The sequence below is a fragment of the Fibrobacter intestinalis genome (assembly GCF_900167415.1).
Taxonomy (GTDB): domain Bacteria; phylum Fibrobacterota; class Fibrobacteria; order Fibrobacterales; family Fibrobacteraceae; genus Hallerella; species Hallerella intestinalis.
The window spans coordinates 33,344-59,575 of the sequence record NZ_FUWU01000004.1 but is presented as its reverse complement, the minus strand read 5'-3'; the positions used below and the strand labels follow the sequence as shown (position 1 = coordinate 59,575).

Annotated in this window: 24 protein-coding genes and 1 tRNA gene; 16 read left to right on the top strand and 9 right to left on the bottom strand. The window is 46.4% G+C overall.

The features are described from left to right. Positions 1 to 31: 31 nt before the first annotated feature. Both B5D40_RS01995 and B5D40_RS01990 read left to right on the top strand, forming a co-directional pair. On the top strand, positions 32 to 1,717 hold the full coding sequence (locus B5D40_RS01995) for a Na/Pi cotransporter family protein (protein ID WP_073302710.1): 1,686 nt from the start codon (positions 32 to 34) through the stop codon (positions 1,715 to 1,717). A gap of 135 nt (positions 1,718 to 1,852) precedes the next feature. Next, positions 1,853 to 2,362 carry an LptE family protein gene (locus tag B5D40_RS01990; RefSeq protein WP_078775559.1) on the top strand — a complete coding sequence of 170 codons (510 nt, stop codon included), beginning with the start codon at positions 1,853 to 1,855 and terminating at the stop codon, positions 2,360 to 2,362. 15 nt (positions 2,363 to 2,377) lie between these two features. Here B5D40_RS01990 and B5D40_RS01985 read toward each other — a convergent pair whose 3' ends face one another. Beyond that, positions 2,378 to 3,508 (bottom strand): Rossmann-fold NAD(P)-binding domain-containing protein, encoded by a 1,131-nt coding sequence (locus tag B5D40_RS01985; protein ID WP_073302706.1) that lies wholly within the window; start codon positions 3,506 to 3,508, stop codon positions 2,378 to 2,380. 276 nt (positions 3,509 to 3,784) lie between these two features. Further along, on the bottom strand, positions 3,785 to 5,086 hold the full coding sequence (gene dnaA / locus B5D40_RS01980) for a chromosomal replication initiator protein DnaA (protein ID WP_073302704.1): 1,302 nt from the start codon (positions 5,084 to 5,086) through the stop codon (positions 3,785 to 3,787). A 36-nt stretch (positions 5,087 to 5,122) separates the two neighbouring features. Here dnaA and B5D40_RS15510 point away from each other — a divergent pair, with 36 nt between their 5' ends. The 5 genes from B5D40_RS15510 (at position 5,123) to B5D40_RS01955 (ending at position 8,759) form a co-directional block, all read left to right on the top strand. After that, positions 5,123 to 5,515 carry a hypothetical protein gene (locus B5D40_RS15510; RefSeq protein ID WP_143394523.1) on the top strand — a complete coding sequence of 131 codons (393 nt, stop codon included), beginning with the start codon at positions 5,123 to 5,125 and terminating at the stop codon, positions 5,513 to 5,515. Between the two features lie 156 nt (positions 5,516 to 5,671). Next, positions 5,672 to 6,727 carry a squalene/phytoene synthase family protein gene (locus B5D40_RS01970; protein WP_078775557.1) on the top strand — a complete coding sequence of 352 codons (1,056 nt, stop codon included), beginning with the start codon at positions 5,672 to 5,674 and terminating at the stop codon, positions 6,725 to 6,727. Continuing rightward, positions 6,727 to 7,308: a signal peptidase II gene (gene lspA, locus B5D40_RS01965; RefSeq protein WP_078775595.1), complete on the top strand. Its 582-nt coding sequence runs from the start codon at positions 6,727 to 6,729 to the stop codon at positions 7,306 to 7,308. The genes B5D40_RS01970 and lspA overlap by 1 nt, the downstream gene beginning before the upstream one ends. Beyond that, positions 7,277 to 8,590, top strand: a complete 1,314-nt coding sequence (locus B5D40_RS01960; protein WP_078775556.1) for an RluA family pseudouridine synthase — start codon at positions 7,277 to 7,279, stop codon at positions 8,588 to 8,590. Before lspA ends, B5D40_RS01960 begins: the two co-directional genes overlap by 32 nt. Before the next feature lie 95 nt (positions 8,591 to 8,685). Continuing rightward, a tRNA-Arg gene (locus B5D40_RS01955) sits at positions 8,686 to 8,759 on the top strand. A 119-nt stretch (positions 8,760 to 8,878) separates the two neighbouring features. Here the strand turns inward: B5D40_RS01955 and rimO are convergent. Beyond that, the gene (rimO, locus tag B5D40_RS01950) at positions 8,879 to 10,192 is read right to left on the bottom strand and encodes a 30S ribosomal protein S12 methylthiotransferase RimO (RefSeq protein ID WP_078775555.1); all 1,314 of its coding nucleotides are present in this window, start codon (positions 10,190 to 10,192) and stop codon (positions 8,879 to 8,881) included. A 3-nt stretch (positions 10,193 to 10,195) separates the two neighbouring features. Continuing rightward, positions 10,196 to 11,014: an SPOR domain-containing protein gene (locus B5D40_RS01945; protein ID WP_078775554.1), complete on the bottom strand. Its 819-nt coding sequence runs from the start codon at positions 11,012 to 11,014 to the stop codon at positions 10,196 to 10,198. Between the two features lie 205 nt (positions 11,015 to 11,219). Here B5D40_RS01945 and rpsU point away from each other — a divergent pair, with 205 nt between their 5' ends. After that, positions 11,220 to 11,429: a 30S ribosomal protein S21 gene (rpsU, locus tag B5D40_RS01940; RefSeq protein ID WP_073302828.1), complete on the top strand. Its 210-nt coding sequence runs from the start codon at positions 11,220 to 11,222 to the stop codon at positions 11,427 to 11,429. A 131-nt stretch (positions 11,430 to 11,560) separates the two neighbouring features. Next, positions 11,561 to 12,031: a GatB/YqeY domain-containing protein gene (locus B5D40_RS01935; protein ID WP_078775553.1), complete on the top strand. Its 471-nt coding sequence runs from the start codon at positions 11,561 to 11,563 to the stop codon at positions 12,029 to 12,031. Positions 12,032 to 12,282: 251 nt separating this feature from the next. Here B5D40_RS01935 and B5D40_RS01930 read toward each other — a convergent pair whose 3' ends face one another. The 4 genes from B5D40_RS01930 to B5D40_RS01915 form a co-directional block, all read right to left on the bottom strand. Then, on the bottom strand, positions 12,283 to 13,413 hold the full coding sequence (locus B5D40_RS01930; protein WP_144319669.1) for a hypothetical protein: 1,131 nt from the start codon (positions 13,411 to 13,413) through the stop codon (positions 12,283 to 12,285). A 362-nt stretch (positions 13,414 to 13,775) separates the two neighbouring features. Beyond that, positions 13,776 to 14,024: a hypothetical protein gene (locus tag B5D40_RS01925; RefSeq protein WP_144319668.1), complete on the bottom strand. Its 249-nt coding sequence runs from the start codon at positions 14,022 to 14,024 to the stop codon at positions 13,776 to 13,778. A 68-nt stretch (positions 14,025 to 14,092) separates the two neighbouring features. Further along, positions 14,093 to 14,779 (bottom strand): ribose-5-phosphate isomerase RpiA, encoded by a 687-nt coding sequence (gene rpiA, locus B5D40_RS01920; RefSeq protein ID WP_078775550.1) that lies wholly within the window; start codon positions 14,777 to 14,779, stop codon positions 14,093 to 14,095. After that, a complete protein-coding gene (locus B5D40_RS01915; RefSeq protein WP_233126526.1) occupies positions 14,779 to 15,396 on the bottom strand; it encodes an FKBP-type peptidyl-prolyl cis-trans isomerase in 618 nt (205 codons plus the stop codon). The genes rpiA and B5D40_RS01915 overlap by 1 nt, the downstream gene beginning before the upstream one ends. Positions 15,397 to 15,427: 31 nt before the next feature. Here B5D40_RS01915 and B5D40_RS01910 point away from each other — a divergent pair, with 31 nt between their 5' ends. The 4 genes from B5D40_RS01910 to B5D40_RS01895 are packed head-to-tail and all read left to right on the top strand — an operon-like array spanning position 15,428 to position 19,026. After that, a complete protein-coding gene (locus tag B5D40_RS01910) occupies positions 15,428 to 16,156 on the top strand; it encodes a metallophosphoesterase family protein (protein ID WP_078775594.1) in 729 nt (242 codons plus the stop codon). After that, positions 16,153 to 16,614: a 23S rRNA (pseudouridine(1915)-N(3))-methyltransferase RlmH gene (locus tag B5D40_RS01905; protein WP_078775549.1), complete on the top strand. Its 462-nt coding sequence runs from the start codon at positions 16,153 to 16,155 to the stop codon at positions 16,612 to 16,614. Before B5D40_RS01910 ends, B5D40_RS01905 begins: the two co-directional genes overlap by 4 nt. 30 nt (positions 16,615 to 16,644) lie before the next feature. After that, entirely contained in the window at positions 16,645 to 18,153 is a 1,509-nt protein-coding gene (locus tag B5D40_RS01900) for a carboxypeptidase M32 (protein ID WP_078775548.1), read from the top strand. A 3-nt stretch (positions 18,154 to 18,156) separates the two neighbouring features. Continuing rightward, a complete protein-coding gene (locus B5D40_RS01895; protein WP_078775547.1) occupies positions 18,157 to 19,026 on the top strand; it encodes a tRNA 2-thiocytidine biosynthesis TtcA family protein in 870 nt (289 codons plus the stop codon). A gap of 161 nt (positions 19,027 to 19,187) precedes the next feature. On the opposite strand, the gene B5D40_RS01890 is transcribed toward B5D40_RS01895, so the two are convergent. Continuing rightward, positions 19,188 to 20,309, bottom strand: a complete 1,122-nt coding sequence (locus tag B5D40_RS01890) for a mechanosensitive ion channel family protein (protein ID WP_078775546.1) — start codon at positions 20,307 to 20,309, stop codon at positions 19,188 to 19,190. An 83-nt stretch (positions 20,310 to 20,392) separates the two neighbouring features. Here B5D40_RS01890 and lepB point away from each other — a divergent pair, with 83 nt between their 5' ends. Genes lepB through B5D40_RS01875 form a run of 3 tightly spaced genes read left to right on the top strand, consistent with a single transcriptional unit; the run spans position 20,393 to position 26,212 of the window. Then, on the top strand, positions 20,393 to 21,676 hold the full coding sequence (gene lepB / locus B5D40_RS01885; protein WP_078775545.1) for a signal peptidase I: 1,284 nt from the start codon (positions 20,393 to 20,395) through the stop codon (positions 21,674 to 21,676). A 6-nt stretch (positions 21,677 to 21,682) separates the two neighbouring features. Beyond that, the gene (locus tag B5D40_RS01880; protein WP_078775544.1) at positions 21,683 to 23,482 is read left to right on the top strand and encodes an Ig-like domain-containing domain; all 1,800 of its coding nucleotides are present in this window, start codon (positions 21,683 to 21,685) and stop codon (positions 23,480 to 23,482) included. Positions 23,483 to 23,491: 9 nt separating this feature from the next. After that, on the top strand, positions 23,492 to 26,212 hold the full coding sequence (locus tag B5D40_RS01875; protein WP_078775543.1) for a helicase C-terminal domain-containing protein: 2,721 nt from the start codon (positions 23,492 to 23,494) through the stop codon (positions 26,210 to 26,212). The last annotated feature ends 20 nt before the right edge of the window (positions 26,213 to 26,232 follow it).

Here is a 26,232-nt window from a genome sequence, read left to right as displayed (position 1 = left end):
ACCAGATGTTCACGATAAGGATGAACTCAATATGTTATTCTCGCAGATAGCCCAGTCCATCGTCTTTCTTATTGGCGGTGCTGGCATTTTCCTTCTCGGTTTACGCTTTCTTTCGATGGGACTTCAAACGATAGCGGGGCCCACTCTTCAAAAATTGATCAGCAAGGTCACGAACCACCGCATTCTAGGAGTTCTAGTCGGCATGGGCGTGACCTGCCTTGTTCAGTCCAGCGCTGTGACCATGGCGATGGTTATCGGATTTGTAAATGCGGGAATCATGCAGCTGTCGCAAACCTTGGGTGTCATCATGGGGGCGAATATCGGTACGACCATTACCGGTTGGGTTCTGGTTTTGAATATCGACCAGTATGGGATGCCGATTGCGGGAGCTTGCGCATTGGTCTATTGTTTTGCAAAAAAAGAACGCCTCAAGTATTCCGCCCTCGCCCTTCTCGGCGTGGGCCTTGTTTTTGTGGGGCTTGCCGCGATGAAGGTGTCGCTTGCTCCGGTTTCGAATAATCAGGATTTTTTGAATGCGCTGGCGGTTTTCAATGCGGAAAGTTTGCCGAGTATCTGCGCTTGCATTCTGGTCGGCTTTTTGATGGCGACAATCATGCAGTCGAGTTCTGCATCTTTGGGAGTTACCATCGTGCTGGCTTCTCAAGGGCTTATCGGATTCAATACGGCGGCGGCCTTGGTGCTCGGGCAGAATATCGGTTGCACCATCTCCGCTTTGATGATTGCCGTGAACACTTCTCGACATGCTCGTCGGGCGGCGATGTTCCATCTGCTTTTCAATATCTTTGGCGCCGTCTGGGTGACTCTTTTGTTTGATCCGACAATTCATTTTATGCGCTGGTTCTTGGAATCGGCGGTGGGCATTGCCAATCCGGATGATCCGAAAAATGTCACTCTCGCTATCGCTCTTTATCACACGACTTTTAACGTGGCGAACACCCTTGTGCTTTTGCCGTTTACGGGAAAAATTCCTGCCCTTTTAGACAAGTTGTTCCCGAACAAGGTGCAGCCGAAGCACGCTGTCGTCACCAAGCTCGATCCGGCGCTTATCAAGTCGCCGTTTGCGGCGATCACGCAATCCGCGCGGGAAATGGAAATGATGAACCAGACGGTTCGCGATATGCTCACCGACTTGCGACAAGTTATCGACGGCAAAGCGGACAAAAGCATTGTGGAACGCATTTTTGAAAACGAGAACAAATTGGACACGGCGCAAACCGAGGTGATTGAATTTTTGACCGGCCTTCTTTCAACGAGCGTTTCCAAAAGCATTGCGAACGATGCGGAGCGTCAGTTGCGGATGAGCGACGATTTGGAAACGGCTTCGGATTATGTGACGCAGGTTCTGAAGTTATGGCTTCGGATGCGGGATCACAACGTGGTGTTTGACAAGTCGCACCAGGACGATATTTTGGCACTTCATGACGGCGTGACCAAGTTGGCTGCCGATGTCGCCGCAGTTCTGAACAATCAGCACAATGTGCAAAAGCTTTCCGAAATCCGTCGAGAGGGACGCGAAATTACGGAGCAGGTTCGGGAATGCCGTGCCAAGCATTGGCGTCATGTCGCTGAAATCAACGAAGACCCTCTGCTCACTACAACGTTTACCGACGTTTTGGGTTCTTATCGCAAAATCAAGGAGCACTTGGTTACGGCGACGCAGGCTCTTTGTGCAGAAATCATTCCCGAAGAAAAATAACGTCAGGGCCGCTTCTAAAAATTTCATGGGTTGCTTCAAGAATCTCGCGCGGTCGTTGTTGCCTTTATAAACGGTGAACGCCTTTGATTCTTGGAATTTCTTGGGATGGATTTTAGAATAGCTATCTTTTGAAGTATGAAGAAACTCCGCGTTAAAAGTATTTTGATTCTTTTTTTGATGGCCTCTTTGGGGGGCCTTTTCGGCTGTTATAGTTTTACGGCGAGTACTCTTCCTAGCCACATTAAAACGGTACAGATTCACGAAGTGGACAATAAAACGTTGGATCCGGTTCTGGGAAATACGCTCAAGGACAGCGTGGAAAAAATGTTCCGTAAAAACGCTGGCGGTGTGCGCCTGGTGAATTCCGATGCGGATGCCGATTTTGAATTGACGCTATTGAGCTACACGAACAAACCCGAAAATTATACGAGTTCTTCGGAAGTGGAAACTTACCGTGTGACCATGAAAGTCAATGTGCGCTTTTATGACAATGTGAAAGAAAAGATGATTTACAAGGGCGAGAACCTTTCTGCTGATGGCACTTATGATGTCTTGCAGAATGAAACCGAAGACCGGCACGGGCAATCCCGGGCGATTGCCAAATTGCAGGATTTAATCATCGCGAACGCTTTGGCGAAATGGTAAGCCGTTTGGGCGGTTTTACGAAAGTCCCAGCAGCCGGGAAATTTCGGAACTGATTTCACCATTTTGAAGGGTGACGCCCAACAATTTCTGTTCAATATCTTCGGGCGGGTTTTGGGGGCCTTGATTGTTCAGGTATTCCGATTCAAAAGCTTCGTTGTGTTCCAGGACAAGTCGTTCTCCCAAGGCGGCATGCAGGGCGAGGGACGCGTCCAGGTATTTTAAAAGGGTCGGCTCTTTTAAGCTAAAGTTGATGGCAATTTTATTGTTTAAAACCCGCTCGTCCGGAAAATCTTCGGGAAATTCGTCTTCGACGCCCATATTGGCGAGGACGGCTTTGGTTTGTAGAAGCGCTTGAAAAATCTCTTCGCCGGACAGGGCGTTTTTCTTTCCTGTTGCCGATACGACAAAATCCGCTTGGGAAATTTCCTGAAGCACGGAAGGAATGTCGTCTTTACTGACAAGGGGGACGCCGTTCTGTTCCAATGTCCGGATGAAATCCGTGGGGGAGTTCCGTTTATTCAAATCGGTTATCGTGCAAACTTCACAGCCGTTTTCAATTCCTTGCAGGGCGATTCCGCAGCCCACTTTTCCGCTGCCGAAAACCAGTAGTTTTTTCCCTTTGAATTCTGTCCATCCCGCCTGAACGAGCGCACGAAAAAAGCCGTTTCCTGTGCCAAGCGAAGTTTCGATCCGCTTGATGATGCCTCCGTCCGCATTAAATACCGGAAACTCTGAATCGTTGTAGTAGGATATGCCGGCGCGAGTCAATTCCACAAAACCGATTTTCGGGTGGCAGGACGCAAATTGCCCGGCGCAATCTAAAATCAAATCGAAAAATTCATCTTCCTGTTCCATGTCCAAGACCATTTCTGGCGATACGACAGGGATTTCGCTTTCTTGAAGAAGTTCGACGATTTCGAAATCGCAGGGAATGGCAGCGTTTTCCACCGCGCGTCCGACATAAAGTTCTGCGCCGCCAGCTAAAAGGGCTTCGTATTGCAAAAGGGTGTTGCGAAAAATAGGAGTAGCAACCAAAATTTTCAGGCCTTCAAAAGGACGTGAGTCCTGCCATTCTTCGGCAAGGCTTGCCAAAGCGGGATATTCGCTGGGTCTGTAGTGACTTTGGATGATTTCTTCAAAAAGCATATAGCAAAAATAATAGCATTTAAAATTTGGGAATTATGGAGGATTCGCCACCAAATACTCGCAATTAAATTAGTTCTCAGCTCTCAATTCTCAGTTCTCAGTTTTAACTCCCAACTTCCAACTTCCAACTCCCAACCGGACCCTGAGTTTTGGTTAGTGCACCTCGGCAAGCTCGGTAACCGCTTGCCGGACTAATCGATGGACGCTTTGCCTATAAGTCCAAAATTTTTACGGGTGACGAAAATGAATCGCGTCTTGTGGAAAGCGAAAGGAAAATCAGTGGATGTTCGATTTAATCGTTTCTACCGTGCGGGCAAAAGCCGCATCCTTTTGCATTTCTTCTTTAACGGAATTGATGGCGTGCAATACCGTGGAATGGTCGCGGTTTCCAAATCGCATTCCAATGCTTTTTAGACTGAGCGTAGTCAGAGATTTCATCAGGAACATGGCGACTTGCCGCGCGCGGGCGACTTCTTTTGTTCCCCGCCCCGCTTCTAAAAGTTTATCTTCGGGCACTTCAAAATATTGTGAAATCGCATGGATGACGGATTCGATGCCGACTCGCCGTTTGATGTTGGGAATGATTTCGGAAACGACCTGCCGCGCCATGGAAATGTTGATGTCCTGCTTGGAAAGGCTGGACTGCATGGCTAACCGAACGATAGCGGATTCCAGAGGACGAACGCTGCCTTCGATATTTTCTGCGAGATAGGCGAATACGTCGTCGGGAATATCCAAATGGCTGTTCTGCGCTTTCTTGCGGAGAATCGCTTCGCGGGTTTCAAATGCGGGCGGCTGAATATCGACCGTAAGTCCCGAAGAAAAACGGCTTACCAGACGGTCGGAAAGGCTTTTCACTTCGGCTGCTGGAGCATCGGAGGTCAAGACGATGAGCTTTCCCGCTTGGTGCAGCGTGTTGAAAATATGGAAAAACTCGTTTTGCGTTTCCGTTGAACCGCTCCAGTTCTGGATGTCGTCAATCAAAAGGACATCGACTTCATTGCGATAAAAGGATGACCACTCGTTCGTGTAGCCGTTGCGGATGCTTTCCGTGTATTCGCGCTGGAAGTCGTGCGCGGGAATGTAGCGTACTTTTTTCCCCGTGGCGTTTCCCAAAATATAAATGCCGATTGCTTGGAGCAGATGCGTTTTTCCCAGACCGGAAACGCCGTAAATAAAAAGGGGGTTGTATTTGCTGTGTTCCGGATTTTCGGCAACGGCAAAGGCCGCGTTGAAAGCGAGCTTGGATTTTTCGCCGACGACAAAATTTTCAAAGCAGAATTCTTCCCCCAGTTTAATGGGCTGACAAAACTCGTTTGATGCGACGGAAACGGATGGGGTTGTCCCAGGGTGCTGAAAGTCGAAATCCAATTGCTGGCCGTTGACTTCTTTCCAGCTCATTTCCAACAGGGCTTTGTATGGCTGGTAGGCTTTGATGTCCTTGTTGGCGGGAAATAGGACCGAGACTCGGCGATCTGTTACTCGAAGCAATTCCAGATGAGCGAACAAGTCGTTGAATACGGAGTCCGAAATCAAACTGTGCAAATGATTCAAACAATTTTCTAGCAGGGGGTTCATAGGGTATAATTTAATTATTATTGAGGGTATGATGGATTGTGTTTACTGGATTGGGGCATTCTTTTGGTTGCCCCTATTTTTGTGGCTCGCTTTATTTTTGTGGGCTCGCTTTTTGGCATACCCTTTGTTTCTGAAATACCAGATTCGGCGGGGAAAAACGTGGTGTTACATCCCCGGATGGTGGTTGAAAAACGCCGCATTGCGGATAATGGTGCGGTTTGTCCTGTTGCTTCTTTGCGTTTTGGCCGCATTGTCGTCGTCGTCGACTCTTTATTGGCTTTATCCGGTATCGGCGTATTGGTTTGTGTTTTTATTTCTAGGCGTTCTGATTTTAGCAAGGCCGGTCGTGAATTTTTCGATGCGTTTTGTCTATCGCTTGGAATTGGATGCGTATTTTTTGGAATATCGGAAGCAGAGCGAATTTTATGATAAGGCGGGGCATCCGCTGTCGGATTATGATTTGGCTGGGCATGCTGCTTGGGCTTTTCGGGATGCGATGCATAAAGCCGATGCGGAAAAACGTTTTTTTAAATATTTGAAAGAAATGTCGAACCAGGCCTTCGCCTCGGAAAAAGGATCTCTTCCATGTTGAAGTTACAGGATGCCAAAAGTCGCTTTGAGTATGCAGACAAAATGCTGCAGCTCGTATCGCGGACATTTGCTTTGAATATCAACCGCCTTTCGGGAAATCTGCGCAAATCGGTTCTGCTCTCGTATCTTTATTTGCGGATTGCCGACACCTTGGAAGACGATTCGGTATTGCCCGCAAAAGAAAAAATTCACTTGCTCGGCCTTTTTTCGGACATTTTTCAGAAAGACGCTGATGTAGAAGAAAAGACGGACATCTTTGTGAAGTCGCTTCCGGCTCATTTTCTGCATTCGGATGATCCGAATTACGATTTGTGTTGTCATGCGAAAACTGTTGTTCCTTTGCTGTGGACTTTTGACCGTTCCTATTCGGAACCCATCGCCGACACGGTTGTGGAAATGACTCAAGGCATGGCGGACTCCATTCGGCAGATGGACGCTTCGTTTGAAAAAGGCTGGTTTGTTTTGGAAACGATGTCGGATTTGTCCCGTTACTGCTACTATGTGGCGGGAATCGTCGGCAAACTTTTAACCCGTTTGTTTTCGGCGAACAATTCGGCGATCGATGAAAAACGGTTGCAAAAAATGAAAACGCTGGATGTCAGTTTTGGGCTGGCGCTGCAACTGGTGAATATCATCAAGGATGTGCGGGAAGATTCGGAACGCCGGGTCTGCTTTGTTCCCGAAATGATTTGTCATTGTCATGGTTTTGAAGATGCGCCGTCTATGTTTTTGCCCGAAGCCGACAAAAAAGCGCGGGCGTCCGTGATGAAGGAACTGGTCGCTGAAGCTTGGAAACATCTGGCCGATGCGATTGAATATACGGTGACGATTCCCCGCAGAAATCCGCAGATTCGGTTGTTCTGCCTGTGGCCGCTTTTTATGGCCGCCAAGAATCTTTCCATCATGGGCGACTGCTCGCATCTTTTTGATAAAGACCATAAAGTGAAAATTTCCCGTGATGATGTGAAGCAGATTGTGAAATCGACGACGCTTCATTTTTATTCCAATTCCTGGATTCGAAAAGAATTTGAAAAATGGAGGGACGCATAATGAACGAAAAATTTCGATGGCTTCAGTCGTGGAAATTCCATTTGGCTTTTATTTTCGTTTCGCTTTTTGTGGATCAGGCAACCAAGATTTGGGCGGTTGCCTATCTATCTCCGACTTATGAAAATCCGCTGGGTCGCACGGTCCATATCATCGGCGATCTTTTGCAATTTCGTTTGGCTTATAATTATGGGGCGGCGTTCAGCAGCAGGCCGCAGGATATTTTGCCGTTTCTTCCGCCGACGGTTTTCTTTTTGCTCATTTCCCTTGTGGCGGTTTTTGTCCTCGTCTATTTTTACCGTTCCGCCAAATCCGGCGATTTTTTGGTGCGCACGGGAATCGCTATGATTATGTCTGGCGCTTTGGGAAATTTTGCGGACAGAATGCGACTCGGAAAAGTGGTCGATTTTATCGATTGCGATTTCCCCGATTTTATCATGCCGCGCTGGCCCACATTTAATTTTGCCGATTGCTGTGTAACGGTGGGCGTGGCAATCATTATTCTTGCTCCGATTTTGTATAAATTCATCCGATATGTTCCCGAAGGTTCCCATGACGAAAAAAACGGAAAATCCCCAAACTGAATTCCCCAAATTTGTAGTTGCTGAAAAGGAAGCAGGAGAACGCCTCGATAAATTTTTGCAGGTGAAGCTCAAAGATTTTTCTAGGACGGACATTCAAAAACTGATTGTCGATGGGAAGGTCATTGCCGCGGGTTCTGTGGCCAAAAAGAATTTGCGCCTGACAGAAGGAATGCATGTCGCCCTTTCCGCTTTGCCGCAGAAAGAAGCGTCGGAGCTCAAACCCGAAAAGATGCCGCTGCATATTGTTTACGAAGACGACGATGTCGCCGTGATTTTCAAGCCGCGGGGCATTGTCGTGCATCCGGGAAATGGTGCTGCCACGGGAACTTTGGCGGCAGGACTCTTGCATTATTTCAAGGACAAATTGTCTTCGGTAAACGGGCCTTTGCGTCCAGGCATCGTGCATCGTCTGGACAAGGATACTCCGGGCTTGATGGTAGTTGCCAAAAATGACAAGGCGCATCGCAGCTTGGCGCATCAGCTGGAAACACGAACTCTGCACCGGAAATACGAAGCTCTGATTTGGGGGCATCCTCGGGATTTATCGGGGGAAATAGAATTGCCGGTTGGTCGGGATCCCAAGTCGAGAATTCGGATGGCTGTCGTTAAAAATGGAAAGTTCGCTAAAACCCGTTATAAAGCGAAGACGTTTTTTGCTATTGCAACGTTAATGGAATACGAACTCGATACGGGGCGCACACACCAGATTCGCGTGCATTCCCGCTATACGGGACATCCGATTGTTGGCGATCCGGTCTATGATGGTCGGGAAAGTTCTCTTTCCCGAGTGCCGCCGCTTTATCACAGCACCGCGGAGATCTTATTGAAAATGGCTCCAGCCCAGTTGTTGCAAGCCGTTGAAATCACATTTTCGCATCCGCGCACGCGAAAGAAGATGACCTTTTCGGTTCCTTTGGAAAAGCCTTTTGCAGAGGCTGTCCAATTTTTGGAAAAAGAGTGCTTGCAGTCGGCGCCGACTTTTGACGAAGATACGAGCTTCCGTGATTTTGCCGAAACGGAAATCAATAATCCGTATTTGGAAGAAGAGATTGTTGAAGACGAGGAAGAATATCCTTACGAGGAAGAACCCGTTAAGGAGCGTTTGACACGGGCGGAACGTCTGGAAATCAAAAAGGAACGCCGTAAAAAGCGCAAAGCGATTGAAGCGGAAAAGCGGGAAAAGAAAGAACGCCGGGATGCGGAAAAACGCGGTGAAACGTACGTTCCTAAAAGCGAAATCGTTACGGGTTACGAGCCGACCATCGATCCGTCTTTTCTTTAGGAAGTGTTTGATGGGCGTGAATCGAGTTCTTCTTTTGCCGTTTTGAAAAAATCCAAAGACAAAAATCAAAAAAAAGACTATATTCTTCTCATCCTGTCCGCGTAGCTCAATTGGATAGAGTGTCAGTTTCCGAAACTGAAGGTCACGAGTTCGACTCTCGTCGTGGGCACTGAAAAACGCACCGTTTTCGGTGCGTTTTCTGTTTCAAAAAGATTTTATCTTGAACTGCGGCCTTGAAAAGTTGCTCGCACAGTCCATTAAGTCGCAAGGAATGTTCAAACAGAATCCTTATTCTATTTTCGCTACGATTTTTCCAATGAGTTCATGCGGTTCCGCGTCCACGATTTTCACCAGATAAAATTCGCCGGGAGTTGCGTCGCCTTCCACGATTTTTACAATGTCGTCGGCATCCAAGGAATTGCCTTCGGTGCGTCCGATAAAATGGTAGTCGCTTTCTTCGGCGACTTCATCGATAAGGACGGGAACTTCCGTGCCGATGAGAGCTTCGTTTGCTTCAAGGGAGATTTCTTCCTGAATGTCGTTGATGGCGTCCAGGCGCGCTCTTGCCAGATCTTCGGGAACGAGAGCGTCTTCCAGTTTCATCGCGGGCGTTCCTTCTTCGGGGCTGAAAACAAAACCGCCCAGATGTTCAAAGCGCACGTTCTGGATTAAATCCATCAGCTCTTCAAAATCTTCTTGAGTCTCTCCGGGAAATCCGACAAGCACTGTTGTGCGTAATGTGACACCCGGAATTTTATCCCGCATTTTTTGCAGCATTTCCCGCAACGTTTTTTGCGTATAGTGGCGTCGCATCCGCTTTAAAACATTGTCGTTCGCATGCTGAATCGGCATATCGATGTATTTGCAAAGCCGCGGTTCTTTGGCCATCAGATCGAGCAGCTCGTCATCGATAAATTGCGGATACCAGTAAAGCGTCCGAATCCAGGGAATGTTCGTTTCCCGCAGAATCGCTTTCAAAAGCTTGACGAGATTGGGACCTTTGTTTCCCTGTTCGTGCCCGTAGAAAGTGGTGTCCTGGGCGATAAGGGTCAGCTCTTTGACTCCTTGTTCTTCGAGCTGCTTGGCTTCTTCGACGATGCTTTCGATGGAAAAGGAAATCTGTTTGCCGCGGATGTTGGGAATCGCGCAAAATGCGCAACGGCGATCGCAGCCTTCGGCGATTTTCAGATAGGCGTGATGCGGAAATTCGCCCAGATTCAAGCGACGGATGTTTTCTGTGCCACTGGATTTTTCGCCCAAGCCTAAAACCTGTAAAATTTTTCCCGGTTCATAAGTGCCGAGCCAGTAATCGACTTCGGGCATTTCTTTGGGCAGTTCTTCTTTATAGCGTCCAGAAAGGCAACCGGAGACAATCAGTTTTTGCGAAGTTTTTTTGATTTGGATAAAGGAGAGAATCGCATTGATGGATTCTTCTTTGGCCGCTTCGATGAATCCGCAGGTATTGATGAGAATGTAGTCCGCCTTTTCGGGGGAAGAGACCGATGCGAATCCGGCAGAGTAAAGTTCGGTCAAAAGATGTTCCGCATCGACTTGATTTTTGGCGCATCCAAGTTGGGCGGTAAAAATTCGAGGGTGTTTCAAGGGCTATTCCCAGTCGTCGTAAACGTCTTCAGAGGTCGCAGGAGCCGCCGGGGCGGGGGCCGGTTCTTCGGGGACAGCTGGTGCGGATTCCGGTTGTTCCGCCGGTTGAGAGACTTCGGCGGGTGCTTCGCTTTCCTGGACAACCGGTGCAGGTTCCGAAACGGTCGGTTCCGGTTCTGGTGTTGTGGAAACGCTTTCGCTGGCGGCGGGAGGTTCTGGTTCCATCGGGGTCGAGCTGGTGTAGGAGCCGGAGGTGTTGTAGGAATCCGAGTTGCTGTAAGAACCCGTGGATTCTCCGGACTCTGGCGAGCCGACCGTGTCGTTGGCTTTATTGTCCACCCACCAGGCAAAGCCCAGAGGTTCTAACGCCGATTTTCCATAGGCCTTGGCCTCTTCGATTTTTTTGAAATAGCCGATGCGAACCCGGAAATAGGAACCTTCGAGTTCCCCCGGATTTTCGACTTGCGCGAGATAGCCTTTAATTCCTTTTTCTTCCAATTTTTTTAAGACGTTTTTGGCGGCGCTTTTCGACGGCTGAATGCTCACCTGGATGACGACCGCCCCTTCGGTTCCCGGCTGGATGTCGCTTTTGGCGATGGAAGAATTGCCTTCGGTAGAGGAGTTCGCGGAAAGAGATTCAATGGATTGCAAAACGGGCATCTCGGATTTTTGCGCGGAATCCGTTGCAGGAGCGGGCGCTTCTGCTTTTGGGGGCATTTTGATTTCGGGAACGATTTCGTCCTCTTCGTTGCCACAAGCGATGAGCATCAGTCCCATGATAGCGGAACAAGCAAAAGAGGAAATTTTATGAAGATTTGCCATTCTCTCTCCTATAACAAGATCCCAAGATCCTGTTGAACAAAATATACATAAGTCTTTGTAATGGCGCAAGTTGTGAGCTTGTTTAACCGCGAAAAAAATGGGAAACGCCGAGGATGTGGCGCGGAAAGACCTCTTCCCCTTGACGGGGCAAGGCCTTTTAAATATATTTGGGGTGAATTTTAATTTTTTCAACTCGAGGAATCGAATGATCGGTGTTGTAGTAAAGCCCAATGAACCTTTTGAACGCGCTCTCAAGCGTTTTACCAAGTCTTGCGAAAAGAACGGAATTATTTCCGATGTCAAGAAGCGCCAGCGCTACGAAAAGCCGTCTGAAGAAAGAAAGCGCATTGAAACTTCCGCTCGTCGCAAGCGCCTCAAAGAACTTGCTGAAGCGAACCGCAAGCGTCTGTACTAATTCTTTAATATAAAGATTTTGGGAAAGCGGTTGCCGCTTTCCTTTTTGGCGTTTCCGGTGAAAATTTGATTTTTTTCATAAACTCTTTCATTTTGTGACAACAACATCCCGTTTGGGAAAAAGGAATAATTATGGCCGATTCGTTGGTTAAAGCGGAAAGTCCGCTCCTTCAGCAAATTCTCGCTGACATCAAAGCTGCGATGAAAGCGCACGACACGATGACTTTGGAGGTTTTGCGCACTCTGCATTCCGACATTAAGAATGTAGCGATCAACGCGCAAAAAGAAATCACGGATGAAACGGTTCTGGATGTGCTCTCCAAGAGCATCAAACAGAGAAACGAATCCATTGAAATGCTCCGTAAAGGCGGGCGCGAACAAAATGCGCAGGAAGAGGAAAAGACTCTTGCCGTTTATCAGAAATATCTGCCGCAGCAGCTGACGGAAGAAGAAGTCAAAACCTTGATTGCAGAAATTAAAGCGCAGGTCGGAGCGCAAGGTCCTAAAGATATGGGCAAGGTGATGAAGGAGCTTTCTCCCAAGGCGAAAGGCCGTTTTGACGGTCGCCGTTTGAGCGAACTCGTCAAAGAAGCACTTGCCTGATTAAATTTTTGTTTTGAATGGAGCAACCAGCAGCATCTGTCGATTGCTTTGCCGTTTAAAGGTTCATAGATGAAATTAGTCTGATCTCGGAATTTTGAGGCAGACGATTTCTTGTGAATTTGTTTCAGACAAACATTCGGCAGAAAAAATGCGTGGGTTTTATGCGTTTCCTACAATTTGAAGGATCAGAAATCGGACGTTTATCTTTGGCATACGATTGTTTATTTCTGAAAATTGAGTTGCTTTCTGGTTCATTGCTGAGGATTAGTGATTTTCCCATCGGAGCAAGAAAGAGATTCAAATGATTTATTCTTTTCTATAAGAGTTCCTGACCCTATAGATGATTTCCGTGCTGCGGCGAGTTTTTTAAATTGAGCCATATCTCCATTTAGAGCTTGAAAAACGCACTTGAGCTTTTCTCGGAGAATAAGTCCCTCGGAGGATGATAATTGTTTAGAAGCCGGAAACTGAGTTTCATTAAGCAAGTCGGAATTTTCGCCAAAAAGATGGAATTGATTTGCATCTCCGCTGTAGATGACTTGGATAGGAGGCAGGTAATTGCTGCGGAAATATCCTGTACCGACCAAACTCCATAGAAGTACTTTTGAATCTTTATCGAAAATTATTCTGTTAAGTCTTTCTGCGTATTCAGTTTGTGCCCTGACTAAAAGACTGTAATCTTTTCCATCTTTAAGATTAATACCTCCGTATAAAATTATCGAAGTTAAATCGTCGAGATCAATTTGTTCATTTCCGTTCTCTTTTGCAATTTTATTTCTTTTGAACGTAATTCCTGTTCCGCTGAGGTCTAGTACGTAAGATTCTGTTGCTAGGATTTTAGCTAAAGCTGTATTGATGAGTTTTAAGGGACCGTGGTTTCCTGAATTGATCTTCTCAAGATATTCGCTGAATTTCGTTTCATAATCGTTTAGTAAAAAGCCGATTTGTCGATCGGAACGGTTTGGGGATTGTCCTAACTGGTCAATTCCTCTTTGGATCGTTAGAATTGCTTTTTCTAATGTTTGCTTTGAATATTCCGCCAAATTCTCTTCGGTTTTTTTATTTTTGGTTGTCTTGAGTTTTTTCAAATAGAGTCTTGTTTCTTTTTCAAAATCTCGATAAAGAATGTGTATCGCTTCTGCGAATGTTTGTGAAGTTGGAGTCATGAATGCTTTGGTATGACTGAATTTTTCATCCATCGTTTCCAAGTATTCGTGGATGGTTTTATAAATGTCGTTGTTTTGTGAAGTCTCTTTAGAATAATCGAATTCTTCTAAAGCCTTGTTAAATTCTTCAACGTCGTCGATTAAAGAAGCTAAGTCTTGTGATTTGAGTTCATTTAAAATTTCTCTCCTTTTTTCAAAATCTTTTATTTTGGACAATTGAAGAATTGCGTCAATCCAACCCGTTAACACTTCATTGTTTTGAACAAGAGAAAGTTCAAAGCTATCAACATAGCTGTTGGGATAAATTTTGCTGATCGGATACTCGTTGTTGTAATTGAGATTTCCAGGAATAGAAATAGAAAAAGAATCGATGGCGGTTTGAACTATGAATGCATCGTCGGGTATTGCCGTGAACGCATAAAATTTTTCATTGTACGTAACGGATGTAATTCCGTCTTTTGTTTCTATTGAAGTTAGATCGTTTACGTTGGGAAATGCAAATGGAAAAAAGTCTCCGCAAAGGAAATCGTTCCAAGAACGTATAGAAAATAGGTCTAAAAGTTCTTTGGGCAGGTCGATCAGATAAAAAGAATCGTCAGGATATCCCCCCCCGCAATTTTTATGCCCGGATTATTTTTGACCTTATATTTCACAAAAGCAATTTTGGGATTTTTTGCATTGCCGTATAAAACAACTTTGTCTTTCGTTTTTTGAGCAAAATTGACAGCTCCTGTTGCAAAACATTTCTTCTCTGCGGCTGCTGGAGACAATGCGTATGACATTGTCGCTCCGATAAGACTTAGAATCAAATAGATCTTTTTGATCATTGTATTCTCCTAATTATGGCGCGAGTTTTCATCGCCAATGCAATTGATGTAAAGTTAAAATCTGCATACTAAAATTCTTCAATACCGTTTGGCGTAGCAAGGATAACTTTGTTCGCCATGCCGATAAACAGCCCGTGGCCAAGCAGCCCGGGTATTTTGTTTAATTCCGAGTCGAGTTTTTCCGGGTCGTTGATGGTTCCGAATCTGGCGTCGGCGATGAGATTGCCCGAATCGCTGATGACGGGCCCGTCTTTGCCGGGGGCTCCCATCCGAATCTGGAGATCGGCTCCTAATTTGTGGACTTTGTATGTAACGGAAGCGATGGCGTTGGGCAGAATTTCCAGAGGAACGGCAAATTTTTCGCCCAGTTGCTTGACTTTTTTCCCATCGTCGGCGATGATGATATAATTGTCCGCCATGGAAGCGACGATTTTTTCAAGTAGATGCGCCGCTCCACGGCCTTTAATCAAATTCTTTTGAGGGTCGATTTCGTCGGCACCGTCGATAGCGATGTCCAGATGTTCCGCGTCTCCCAAATCCATAAGGGGAATGCCCAACTGGCGACATTGAATGGTTGTACTCCAACTGGTGCTGACAGCCTGGATTTTTAATCCTTCCGTCTGGATGCGCTCTCCCAATCGGGCGACCATGTAGGCTGCGGTGCTGCCGGTTCCAAGTCCGACGGTCATGCCGGATTCAATTTTGTTTGCCGCAAGAATTCCCGCGTTTTTTTTGAGTTCGTTCAGGTCCGCCATTAGCGCCAATGCCTCCCAAAGTTGTTTTGTTCGTCTTCTGGAAAATCCTCGTCGCTGTCGAAATCGTCATCATCTTCTTCGTATTCGTCGGGAATGCCCGTTTCCAGTTCGGTGATGGACGGTTCGGCAATGTCAATGATGTCCACTTCAAATGTCAAATCTTTTCCTGCAAAGGGATGGTTGCCATCGAGGGTGACTGTATTTTTTTGAATCTCTCGTATGACAAAAATATCCGGTTCGTCGAAGTTGTCGTTTTTGTTGTAAATTTCGCGGGGATCCTCGGGAATGGAAAATTCGGTGGAGTCGGTGTCGCGGACCATTTCCAATTCCATGCCCAGCCAGAGTTCTCCGATGTTTTTGAGTTCTTCTTTGGGGACTTTGATGATCAGTTCTTTGCGGTAAGCGCCATAACCCTTGGTGTAGGGGACGTGGGCAATGATGTGGTCGCCGACGGAATGTCCGTCCAGCGCTTCTTCAAGTCCTTCGATAACGCTGTCGCAACCGTGCATATAAACAAAAGGAAAATTTTCGGGTACTTCTTCGATAATGGCGCCGTTTTCGTCTTTTAGGTAGTAGCTGATGCTGACCTTTTTGTTTTTCTTGATCGTTTCCATCATGATTAAATATAGAAAAGCTATATTGATTTTTATGCTATACGGGATCTATTCGGACATTCACGCCAATTTGCCTGCGCTTGAAGTGGTTTTGGAATCGATGCGGGAACATGGCGTGGAGCGTCGTGTTTGCCTGGGAGACATTGTTGGTTATGGGGCAAGTCCCAACGAATGCGTCGCTTTGGTCAAGGAAAATGCGGATGTTTGCATTTTGGGAAATCACGACAGCGTTGCTATCAAGTGGGATTCCGATGTGGGATTTAACCCGTATGCGAAGACGGCGATTGAATGGACGCAAAAAGCTCTTTCAGAAGAATCCAAACAGTATCTGCGTTCGCTGCCCTATATGTATGAAGAAAACGATATCTGCTTTGTACACGCTTCGCCGATGTCGCCTGCGGACTGGATTTATGTCACGGATTTGGAAGACGCGCTGGATGCCTTTGATCATTTTGGCGAAACGCATTGCTTTGTCGGGCATACGCACAGCCCGGTGATTGTGGCGATGAAAGAAGAAGAAATTCCGAAAGTGATTGAAACGGGTTCCTATGTTTTGGAACCGAGCGAGCGCTTGCTGATGAATGTCGGCAGCGTCGGGCAGCCTCGCGACAGGGATTCCCGGGCGAGTTATTGCCTGTTTGATTCCGAAAAGCACAGCGTACAGTTGGTGCGCTTGGATTATGATATTGGGGAAACGCAAAGAGTGATGCGCGATGCCGGATTGCCTATGTTTTTAATAGAACGCTTGGAATTGGGACGATGAAACTGACGATTGCGGTGTTTGGCAAACCTGGCTCTTCTTTTGTCAAAGACGAAGTGGAAAAATATGTCAAGCGGTTGCGAGCCTCGAATGTGCAAATCGAAATAGTGGAATTGAAGCAGAGCAAGCGCGATGATCAGGCGAAGGGGCTTTCGGAAGAAGCCGCGGAATTTTCCAAGCGTTTTCCACGGGAAAATTATCAATGGATTGTTCTGGCAGAAGAGGGAAAGCTGCTGAATACGGTTCAGCTTGCCGACTGGATAAAGCCTCGGATAACGGCGAATTGCGTTTTTCTGATCGGTTCTGCTTACGGCATTGCTCTGGAAATCAAAAAGCAGGCGAGCCTTTTGCTCTCTCTTTCTCCTTTGACTTTTACGCACGACCACGCCCGTGTGATTTTAACGGAACAGCTTTATCGATGTCTGATGGTGATGGCAGGGCACCCCTATCATCATGTCTAAAAACATTGTCTTTTTTTTGAGGGTTCACTTATGCATGAAGATATCCAAAAAGCACTACAGATCATTCGCGAAGCTTTGGAGGAAAAGCAGGTTTTACGACACGCCTGTTGCGTCCTAGAATTTGACAGTCAGACAATTTGCCCGGAAAGAGGAATGTTGGAACAGGGGAATACTTCAGCGTTCCTTTCCAATAAGGCGTTCCAGATTTCCCATTCTAAGGAATTCATTTCGTCGCTGGAACTTCTCTATGAACATCGGAAGATTCTTTCCAGGGATACTCGTATTCTTGTCGAGAGACTTTATTGGGATTATTTGCGAACAAAAAATATCACGCCGGAAATGGACAAAGAGTTTTCGTTGGTTTTTAACAAGGCTTTTGTGGATTGGCTGGATGCGAAAGAAGAGGCCGACTTTTTGCTTTTTGAAGATTCATTGGCTGCTGTGCAAGAGGTGAATTTAAAACAAATTGCGCTCGCTGAAAATGCAAAGCGAGTGCCCTATGACAATTTGCTGGACGTTTACGAACGGGGAATGACGACTCGGGATTTGAATCGCTGCTTTGACGAATGCAAGGAACGTCTGGTTCCCATGCTCAAACGTATTTTGCAAAGCCCTAAAGAAATTCGCACGGATTTCCTTTCGCGCCCGGCGCCTAAAGAATCCCAGAGGGAAATGACGGAATACTTGTTGGAACTGCTCGGGTTCAATTTTGAGCGGGGAACATGGACAACAAGCGAACACCCTTTTACTGAATGCCTTGCCAAAGACGATGTGCGCGTGACAACGCATTTTCACGAAAACATGTTCTATTCGAATATGTTCTCGATTATCCACGAATGTGGCCACGCCTTGTTTGAACAGAATCAGCCGGTGGAGGATTTTTTTTATCACATATCGTCCTATAAAACGTTGGGCCAGCACGAATCGGTTGCCCGGTTTTATGAAAATCTGATCGGGCGTTCCGAAGCGTTTATCCGACTGGTCTATCCGAAATGCAGGGAACTTTTCCCGAAAGTATTTGACGGTGTTTCGGAACAGCAATTCTACGAAGCGATGAATCTGGTACAACCCAGCCTCATTCGCACTGAAGCCGATGAATTTACATACACGTTCCACATTATTATTCGGTACGAAATAGAACAGATGCTGGTGAATAAATCGGTACAAATTAAGGATTTGCCTCAGATTTGGAATGAAAAATATGAGGAATATCTTGGAATTTGCCCCTCGAACGATCGGGAAGGGATTTTGCAGGATGTCCACTGGACCGACGGATTCGGCTGTTTTCCGACATACGCTTTGGGTAATATGTACGGGGCGATGTATTACAATAAAATGCGTGAATCGTTAGATGTAGATGCTCTGGTTTCTAGTGGAGATTTTGCACAAATTAACAATTGGATGCGGGATTATGTCTGGAAATCGGCTAACCGTCGGGATGCGAAAACTTGGATTTTAAAAATTACTGGACGTGCGTTTACGCCGAAGGATTTTTTGGATTATTTGGAAAATAAGTATTCCAAAATTTACGGCATTTAAAAGATGGCAGAAAAGAAAAAACGCGAACTGCATTTGACTCCGGCGCAACAAACGGAAAGAAGCATTTCAAAAAAGTTCCGCAGCAAATTGTGGAGTCCTTTTGTTTCGGCCTTGAAGATGTATCGGATGATTCAACCGGGAGATAAAATTGCAGTTTGCATTTCTGGCGGTAAAGATTCGATGCTGCTGGCAAAGTTGATGCAGATGCTTCACCGTTACACGGAAATTCCGTTTGAACTTGTTTTTTTGGTGATGGATCCGGGCTATAGTCAAATCAACCGCCAAAAAATAGAAAGCAATGCAGCGTTGCTCGATATTCCAATTACGATTTTTGAAACTCGCATTTTCGACGTTGCACAAAAGACCGAACATTCGCCGTGCTATCTTTGTGCCAGAATGCGTCGTGGTCATTTGTATGCAAAAGCGGCGGAGTTGGGCTGCAATAAAATCGCTCTGGGGCATCATTTTTCTGATGTGATAGAGACGACGGTGATGAGTATGTTTTACGGTTCCCAGCTACAGGCGATGATTCCGAAATTGCACAGCCAAAATTTTGCGGAGATGACCTTGATTCGCCCGATGTATTGCATTCACGAAGATGATATTGTGGCTTGGGCGAAGTGGAATCGTTTGGAATTTATCCAATGCGCTTGTCATTTTACGGAGTCAATCGCTTACAGTGAAAATGGAATCGGTGAAAGTAAGCGACAGGAAGTCAAGGAAATTATCCGAAATTTAAAACGCACGAATCCCAATATAGAACAGAGTATTTTTAACAGCATCCATGCGGTCTGTATAGAAACGTTTCCCGGTTTTAAAGCGGATGGGATTAGACATTCTTTTTTGGAGCGTTTTGAATTAGAAGGGGATTAGGGATTAGCGGTTAGCGACTAGTGATTAGAGGGAAGTTGGGAATGTAGGAGAAGCGGCTTGCTAGAATGCAAAACATCTCGCGGCCCGCGAGAAAAATTCGCTATGTGAAAATGAATTTTTAGAGGAACCCACTAATCCTCAACTGTATTTTGCCTACTGATTTAGGGCCTTTGATAAAGGGTTAATCCAAATTCGGGGAGACGTGCCATTAATCTGTCGATGAGGGTAGATGAAAAATTTTCATAGGGGATCCACTTGGATGTTGTCGTGAACAAGTAGATTTCAAGAGGAATACCATAGCTTTTAGATTCCAGTTCGCGGACGATAAGTGTTCGGGAGGTATCGATTTCGGGAATGGTTCTCAAAAAGGCGTCAACGCAAAGGCGGAAAACGGTTAGATTGAGCGGCTTTTCGTCTTTGGGAAATGTCGATGCCAGATTTTCCAGAACCGGACGATAAAGGGGATTGTTATTTAAATGTTTGATTTGTTCTTCGGAAAGCGGAGCGAGGGACCGCGCATCGATAAGGAGGGATCTTTGGATTCGGCGCCGACCGGATTCCTCCATGAGCCTCCAGTTTTTGAAGGGCGTGGAAACGAGGCTATAGGCGGGGAGAATACTGATGGTGTTGTCCCAGTTGATGATGCGAATGCTGGTGAGGGTTACGGATTGGACTGTGCCGTTGATTCCTTCTTTGGGAATTTCAATCCAATCGCCTGTGCGAACCAGGTCGAGGGAGGCGATTTGAACTCCGGCGGTGAATCCTAAGATGGAATCTCGGAAAATCAGCATGAAAACGGTGGCGAGCGCGCCTAATCCGGAAAGGAGAATGACGGGACTTTTCCCCGTTAATTGGGAAATGACAAGGATAGTGCAAAAAAGAAGTCCTACAAGAAATAGCGCTTGGCGAACGCCTTGGATGGGAAGCCCTTGCTTGTGGGATTTGGATAAAATGTGGCTAGCGCAAGCGTGCAGGAACGAATCAAAAATTAAAAAACTGATGACGATAAAATAAATGTTGTTGAAAGTGAACAGTAGCTGAAAAAGGATGGATTCTTTGGGTAGGACATGAGGAAGAAGAACGTAAAAAATAATGGCGGGAACGAGGTGGACGGCACGTTCAACGGTTCGATATTTCAAAAGCAAATCGTCGAATTTATTTTTGCTTTTCTGTGCAATTTTTTTGAAAAATGGAAATAGGAGGTGCCGCGCAACGATTAAAGCCAGAGCGGACAGGGCTATAAGAACGGCGAGTCCGCGATAGATTCCAAAAATATCTCTCATGCTGCTAAAATAGAAAATACCGAGTGCAAAGATTCTGGACTGTGGTGTGGGGAGTTTGAAAAGTTTCTATCTTGCGAAACGCTATGACTATGAAGAAATTTTCGATCCCGTCGGGGATTAAAGTTTTGCTGCGGGAACTTGTTATCCCCATCGCCTGCGCGCTGATTGTCATTCAGTATGTGGTGCAGGCGTTTCAGATTCCGAGCGGATCGATGGAAGATTCGCTTTTGACTGGCGACTTTATTTTGGGGCTCAAGTTTACCTATGGATCACCGATTCCTTTTTCCCATTCCAAACTGCCGGGGCTTGCCGACCCGAAAGCGGGAGACGTGGTGATTTTTCGCTATCCCGGAGAACCGCCTTATCCCGATTACGATTATCAACGCTATACGCATTTGGCGGATGCTTTGATGTTTGGCAATTTCTTTTGGGATTCAAAGCCGTTGCCCGGAAATCCGCATCTGGTGCATTATGCGGACGGCCCGAAGGATTTTATCAAACGTTGCGTTGCGGTTTCTGGCGATTCCATTGAAGTGCGGCGCGGCGTGCTGTATCAAAACGGCGTGGAACAGAAAATTTTGCCGGGAAAAGGAAAATATACGGCGTATTATCGTTCGGGAGTCGCTCGGGATTCCTTGGAACCTCTGCGGGTTCCCTCTCCGGGAGAATCGGTGGATTTGTCGAATCTCTCGTTGCCGAGGCTCTGGTGGATGAAATCGTTGATTGCGCAGGAAAATCCAGAAAAGAAAATAGAACTGGATCTTTCTTTGTTCCGCGATTCCGTTGAAGTGCAGGATTATTTGTTTGAAAATTTTCGAGTTCCTGTAGAAAACGATCGGGGGCTTTTGTTGAATGCCGTTCTTGCGCAAGGGCAAATCGTCGGGTTGAATTTGCGGCAGGGCGATACGGTGGAAGGGCCTGCAAAATTCTCGATGTTTAAATACTTGGCTCGGACGGGATTTCTGCCCCGCTTCGATCCAAATGAACTGTATGCGGGTTTGATGCGCCCCGTGAGCTATGATTATTTTGAAGGTCATCAGCTCGGCGATTTAGCGTACAATGTTTCGCGGGATTCTTCGCTGGAATTGCAGGCGCGAATCCTTGTGGATGGAAAACCGATCGATAGTTATGAAATTCAATATCCCGTCTATTTTATGATGGGCGATAATCGGGACAATTCGGCAGATAGCCGTTATTGGGGATTTGTTTCCAAGAGGAATGTCAAGGCGAAAGCGTTTATTGTCTATTTCTCGTTCGATAATTCCGATGACGGTTTTTCGTTTACAAATCCGTTTTCCTGGTTTAAAATCCCATTTAAAATCCGGTGGACTCGCATCGGAAAAATTATTCATCTGATTGGGGAATAGCTTCGGATGAAGTCCCGCATTCTGATTCTTGTTTTTCTGGTGCTTTTTTTGAATGAATGCGCTACTTCCATCGCTCCGAGCGGTGGCCCGGAAGACAAGTATCCTCCTCGTGTTGCTGGGGTTTATCCAGCGCCGAATGCGGTGAATGTCCCGCCGAAATTGAATATCCATTTGCAATTTGACGAATGGATAGCGGCGTCGGTTCCGCGTAGTGCAATCATGATTTCTCCGCCTTTGGAAAAGAAACTCAAGTTTGAAGTGGACGGGGACGAACTTTTCATTACTTCAAAAGCGCGCTTGGATTCAAATACGACTTATACGGTAACAGTGGCTAGCGGATTGAAAGATTTGCGAGGAAATTCCGTTGCCGATCCGTTCCGTTTGACCTTTTCGACAGGACCTGTCATCGATTCCCTTTCGGTTGCGGGACGAGTCATGATTACGCCTTCGATGATTAAAGACAAACAATATCCGACGGTGGGACTTTTTTTGTTGGGAGCTTCGGAACGGGCGACGCACCATTATTTGGAAAAATACCGGGATTCTACGCTAGCAATCGAAGCGGATTCGATCCCGAATTTGATCAAGGAACAGCCGCTTTTTGCCACGCAGACCGATAGCTTGGGACGCTTTCATTTAGCAGGATTAAAAGCGGGGCATTATCGGGTTGTCGCTTTTTGGGATAGGAATGGAAATCAGAAAATTGAACCTTCTGCTGAGTTGGCCGGTGTAAACAATGGGGATTTGCTTTTAACCCCGGAATTTCAAGATACGTTGTGGATTCCCCTTGCGGACCAGGACACGACTTCGATTTCTTTGGAGTCGGTGACGCAGTCGGGCAGAGCATCCCTAATCGCTAAATTTTCCAGAAGCATTTTTGTGGACAGCGCTTTTTTGAATTTAAAGAATTGTGCATTGCGGACGCTGGATTCTGTACAAATATATCCTTCGGCAATTTATCGGACGCCGAACGGACAAGATATGCAGTTTTATTTTGACTCGCTGGCAAATCGAGATTCTTCTTATACGTTCGTTTGCAAAACGGCGCGTGATTCGCTGGGGCGAATGTTGAATAATCGGCTGGCGAGCTTGAGCATTGAATGGACGGAGCAAAAGGACGATACGCTTCCGCCTAAACGAGTGACGATAAATCCGTCGAGTGGCGCAAAAAATGTTTTTCCGGACGATTCGATAGTCGTTGTTTACGATAAACCGATTTCCGATTCGCTTTTGAATGCGTTTTTGAACACGCTGATTTTGGTGCAGAATCAGGACACGCTTCCGGTAAAAATTTGGCGGCTGGATCCTGTACGTTTTGCCGTGCAGGGAAACGAAAAGTTTTTGACCGATGCGAAAGAGGAACTTTTGGAACGCTATGCGGATTCCACATTGTCGTCGCCGGACAGTGTGACGGGATTGCGAGATACGATTGTGACGATGAAGACCAGACAATGGGTGAAATTTGAAACGGTTCCCAAATTGCAGCTCTCGACTCTTGCGGGGAAAATTCCGGGAGGCAAGGCGGACACTCGTGTGCGTATTCGCTTGGCGGGAACGGAAAATTTCAATACTTCGCGCTGCGCCCCCGATGGCAGTTTTAAAATGGATGATTTGATAGAAGGAAAATACCTGATGGAATACTTCCGCACAAAGGATTCTTTGGACGTTCCTTTTGCGGGAAGATTGCAGAGCTTGGAATTTGGAATGCCCTGGCGAATGCTTGCGGATACGCTTGTGTTGGAACGCGGGGCGAATGTTTTGGACGAAAGTGTCATTTCTCGGATGCCGGCATTGCCGGAAAAATAAAGGAATAAAATGAAACCGAATGTATATGTAGCTTTGGACTTGGAAACGACGGGACTGGATTTCGAACATGATGAAATCATCGAAGTCGCGCTGGAACGATTTGAAAACGGCTCGCCTGTAGAAAGCCGGGACTTTCTGATAAAGCCGAATCGAAATATTCGCCCTTTTATTTCTTCTTTGACGGGCATTTCAGAAACGGATTTGGCGGACGCTCCAGACTTTGCTACGGTAGCTGGGGAAATTCGACAGTTTCTTGGAGACTATCCAATAGTCGCTCACAATGCGCAATTCGATTCCAAATTTTTGCGCGATTCCTTTGCCAAAGTTGGCATTTCGATTGAAGGCAATCCGGTGCTGGACACTCTTGTGCTTTCCCGTATCGCTTATCGCGATGTTCCAAACCACAAATTGGAAACGCTGGTTGCGCATTTGAATATCAAGCGTGAACGGGCCCATCGTGCGCTTCCTGATGCCGATGCCTGCGGAAAACTTTTTTGGCAGGCACTTTCGGAAATTGAAAAATTGGATTCTTTTGTACGGCATCATCTTGCCCGAATAGCCAAAGGAACCGCTTGGGAACAGGTATTTGAAGACTGCATTCCTTCGCATGAAGAACTCTCCCCGCTCTCGCCGGAGGCCGTTTTGCCACCGAAAACAAGCTCTGCCAATACATTGCGCGTGCGGGAATTTTTTGGCGAAAATGGAAGACTTGCCAAAGAAAGTCCAAATTTTACTGCCCGCCAGTCGCAGTTTGATTTTGCGGAAGTGGTGGAGCGTAATATGTATAAGGGCGGCATTTCGATTTTGGAAGCCGGAACGGGAATGGGGAAAACGTTGGCGTATTTGATCCCGGCGGCAATCAAAGCCGCTTCGGGCGAGCGAGTTGTTGTTAGTACAGCGACTCGTACTTTGGAAGAGCAGTTGTCTAAACACGATTTCCCGATGATAGCTTCTCTTTTTGGAAATTCGGTATCTCCGCTTGTACTCAAAGGTCGGGGAAATTATATCTGTCTGCGCAAATTTGAAGAACATTTGAACTCTCCGGATGTGCTTTTGACCTTGGACGAGCGGGAAACCTTCATGACTTTGCTTCCTTGGATTGAACAGACGAAGACCGGCGATGGTTCGGAAAATACCGGATTCAATTTGTCCCGCAATCGATTGCTCTGGAATAAATTTGCGAGTGACGCTTCGACTTGTCTTGGTGAAAAATGCCGCTTTTACGAAAAGTGTTACGGCTTGAATGCCCGGCGGCAGGCGGCAAAAGCGAATTTGCTGTTTATCAACCATTCTTTGTTCCTTTCGGATTTGGCGTTGGATTTTGCGCTCCTTCCCGCTTATGAACACATTGTTTTTGACGAAGCACATCGACTGCCCGCAATGAGCCATGCAAGCTTTGGAAAAATGGTGCGCTTTTTCCGGTTGAGAAACATCACCAAAGTTTTGGTGCATCCGAAAGCTCCGGACAAGGGTCTTGTTGCCGAAATGGAAGCTCAGCTAGGTAAGGCGAATATGGATTCGTCCATCCTTGATGCCTGTGTCAGATTGCGCGAAGCGGCGATGGAATGCGAAAAGTCGTTACATCGCTTTTTCATGAAACTCGGGAAAAAAGTATTCAAAAATAAATCGGAGGGCTTCCGTTTTTCTCGGGGAATTCTTGCGGAATATGATACAGACCCGAAGCCGGTTTTGGAATCTTGCAATGCGGTGAAAGCGATTTCGGAAGACATTTGTTCGCAGTTGCGCCGTGTTCCCGCATTTGAATTGCTGGCTCGAAATTTGGAAGGAATCGCCATGGAAATGAGCCGCTTTGCCGAAGATTTTGGATTTATCGTTTCGGCAGGGAAGGAAGATTGGGTGTTCTACATGGAAGAACCCGGCAATCCGCATACGGCGATTTTGCGTGCGATTCCGCTTTTCCCGGGAGATAATTGGACGGAAAAATTTTATCCGTGGATTCGCAGTGCGACTTTTACATCGGCGACGCTTTCGCTCCAAAATTCCTTTGAATATTTTGAAAAACGGATGGGGCTGCTTTCTCCCCGTTTGAACAAATCGAAACGTCCGTTTGTGCGTTCTTATCCGCCGGCGTTTGATGTCAATTCTAAAAGGCGCGTTATTATTGCGGACTTTTTGCCGAAACCCAATGCGCCGGAATATCAAAAAGCTTTGGAGGAAACGCTGTCCGCCATTTTGCCCGAGAACAAGAAAAATGCTTTGGTCCTTTTTACGAGCATTCTCAGCATGACCAAAACGCACGACGCTCTTGTTCCGCACTTTGCCAAGAACGACAAGCTGCTTCTTTGCCAGCAGGTAGATGGCGGCATGGACAGCTTAGTGGAAATGTTCCGCAAAAAGCGGGAAGCGTGCCTTTTGGGATGCCAGATATTCTGGGAAGGAATCGACCTTCCGGAAAATGCGCTGGAACTTTTGGTGATTCCCAAATTGCCGTTCCCCAATCCTTCGAATCCTTTGATTGCGGCTCTTGCCGACAAAATGAAAGAGCAGAATGAAAATGCGTTTAAGAACCTGTATATTCCAGAAGCTTTGCAGGAATTGCGTCAGGGCCTGGGACGCTTGATTCGCAGTGAATCCGATTCGGGAACAGTCTTGTTCTTGGATAACCGTCTTGTTACGGAAGCTTACGGAAAAAGCTTTACCCGCTTGTGGGGCTTTAAACATGAGGTTGCTCATAACATCGAGGAATTGAAAAATTTGCTCGGATTGTAGGCCTTTAATTTTCTAGTTTT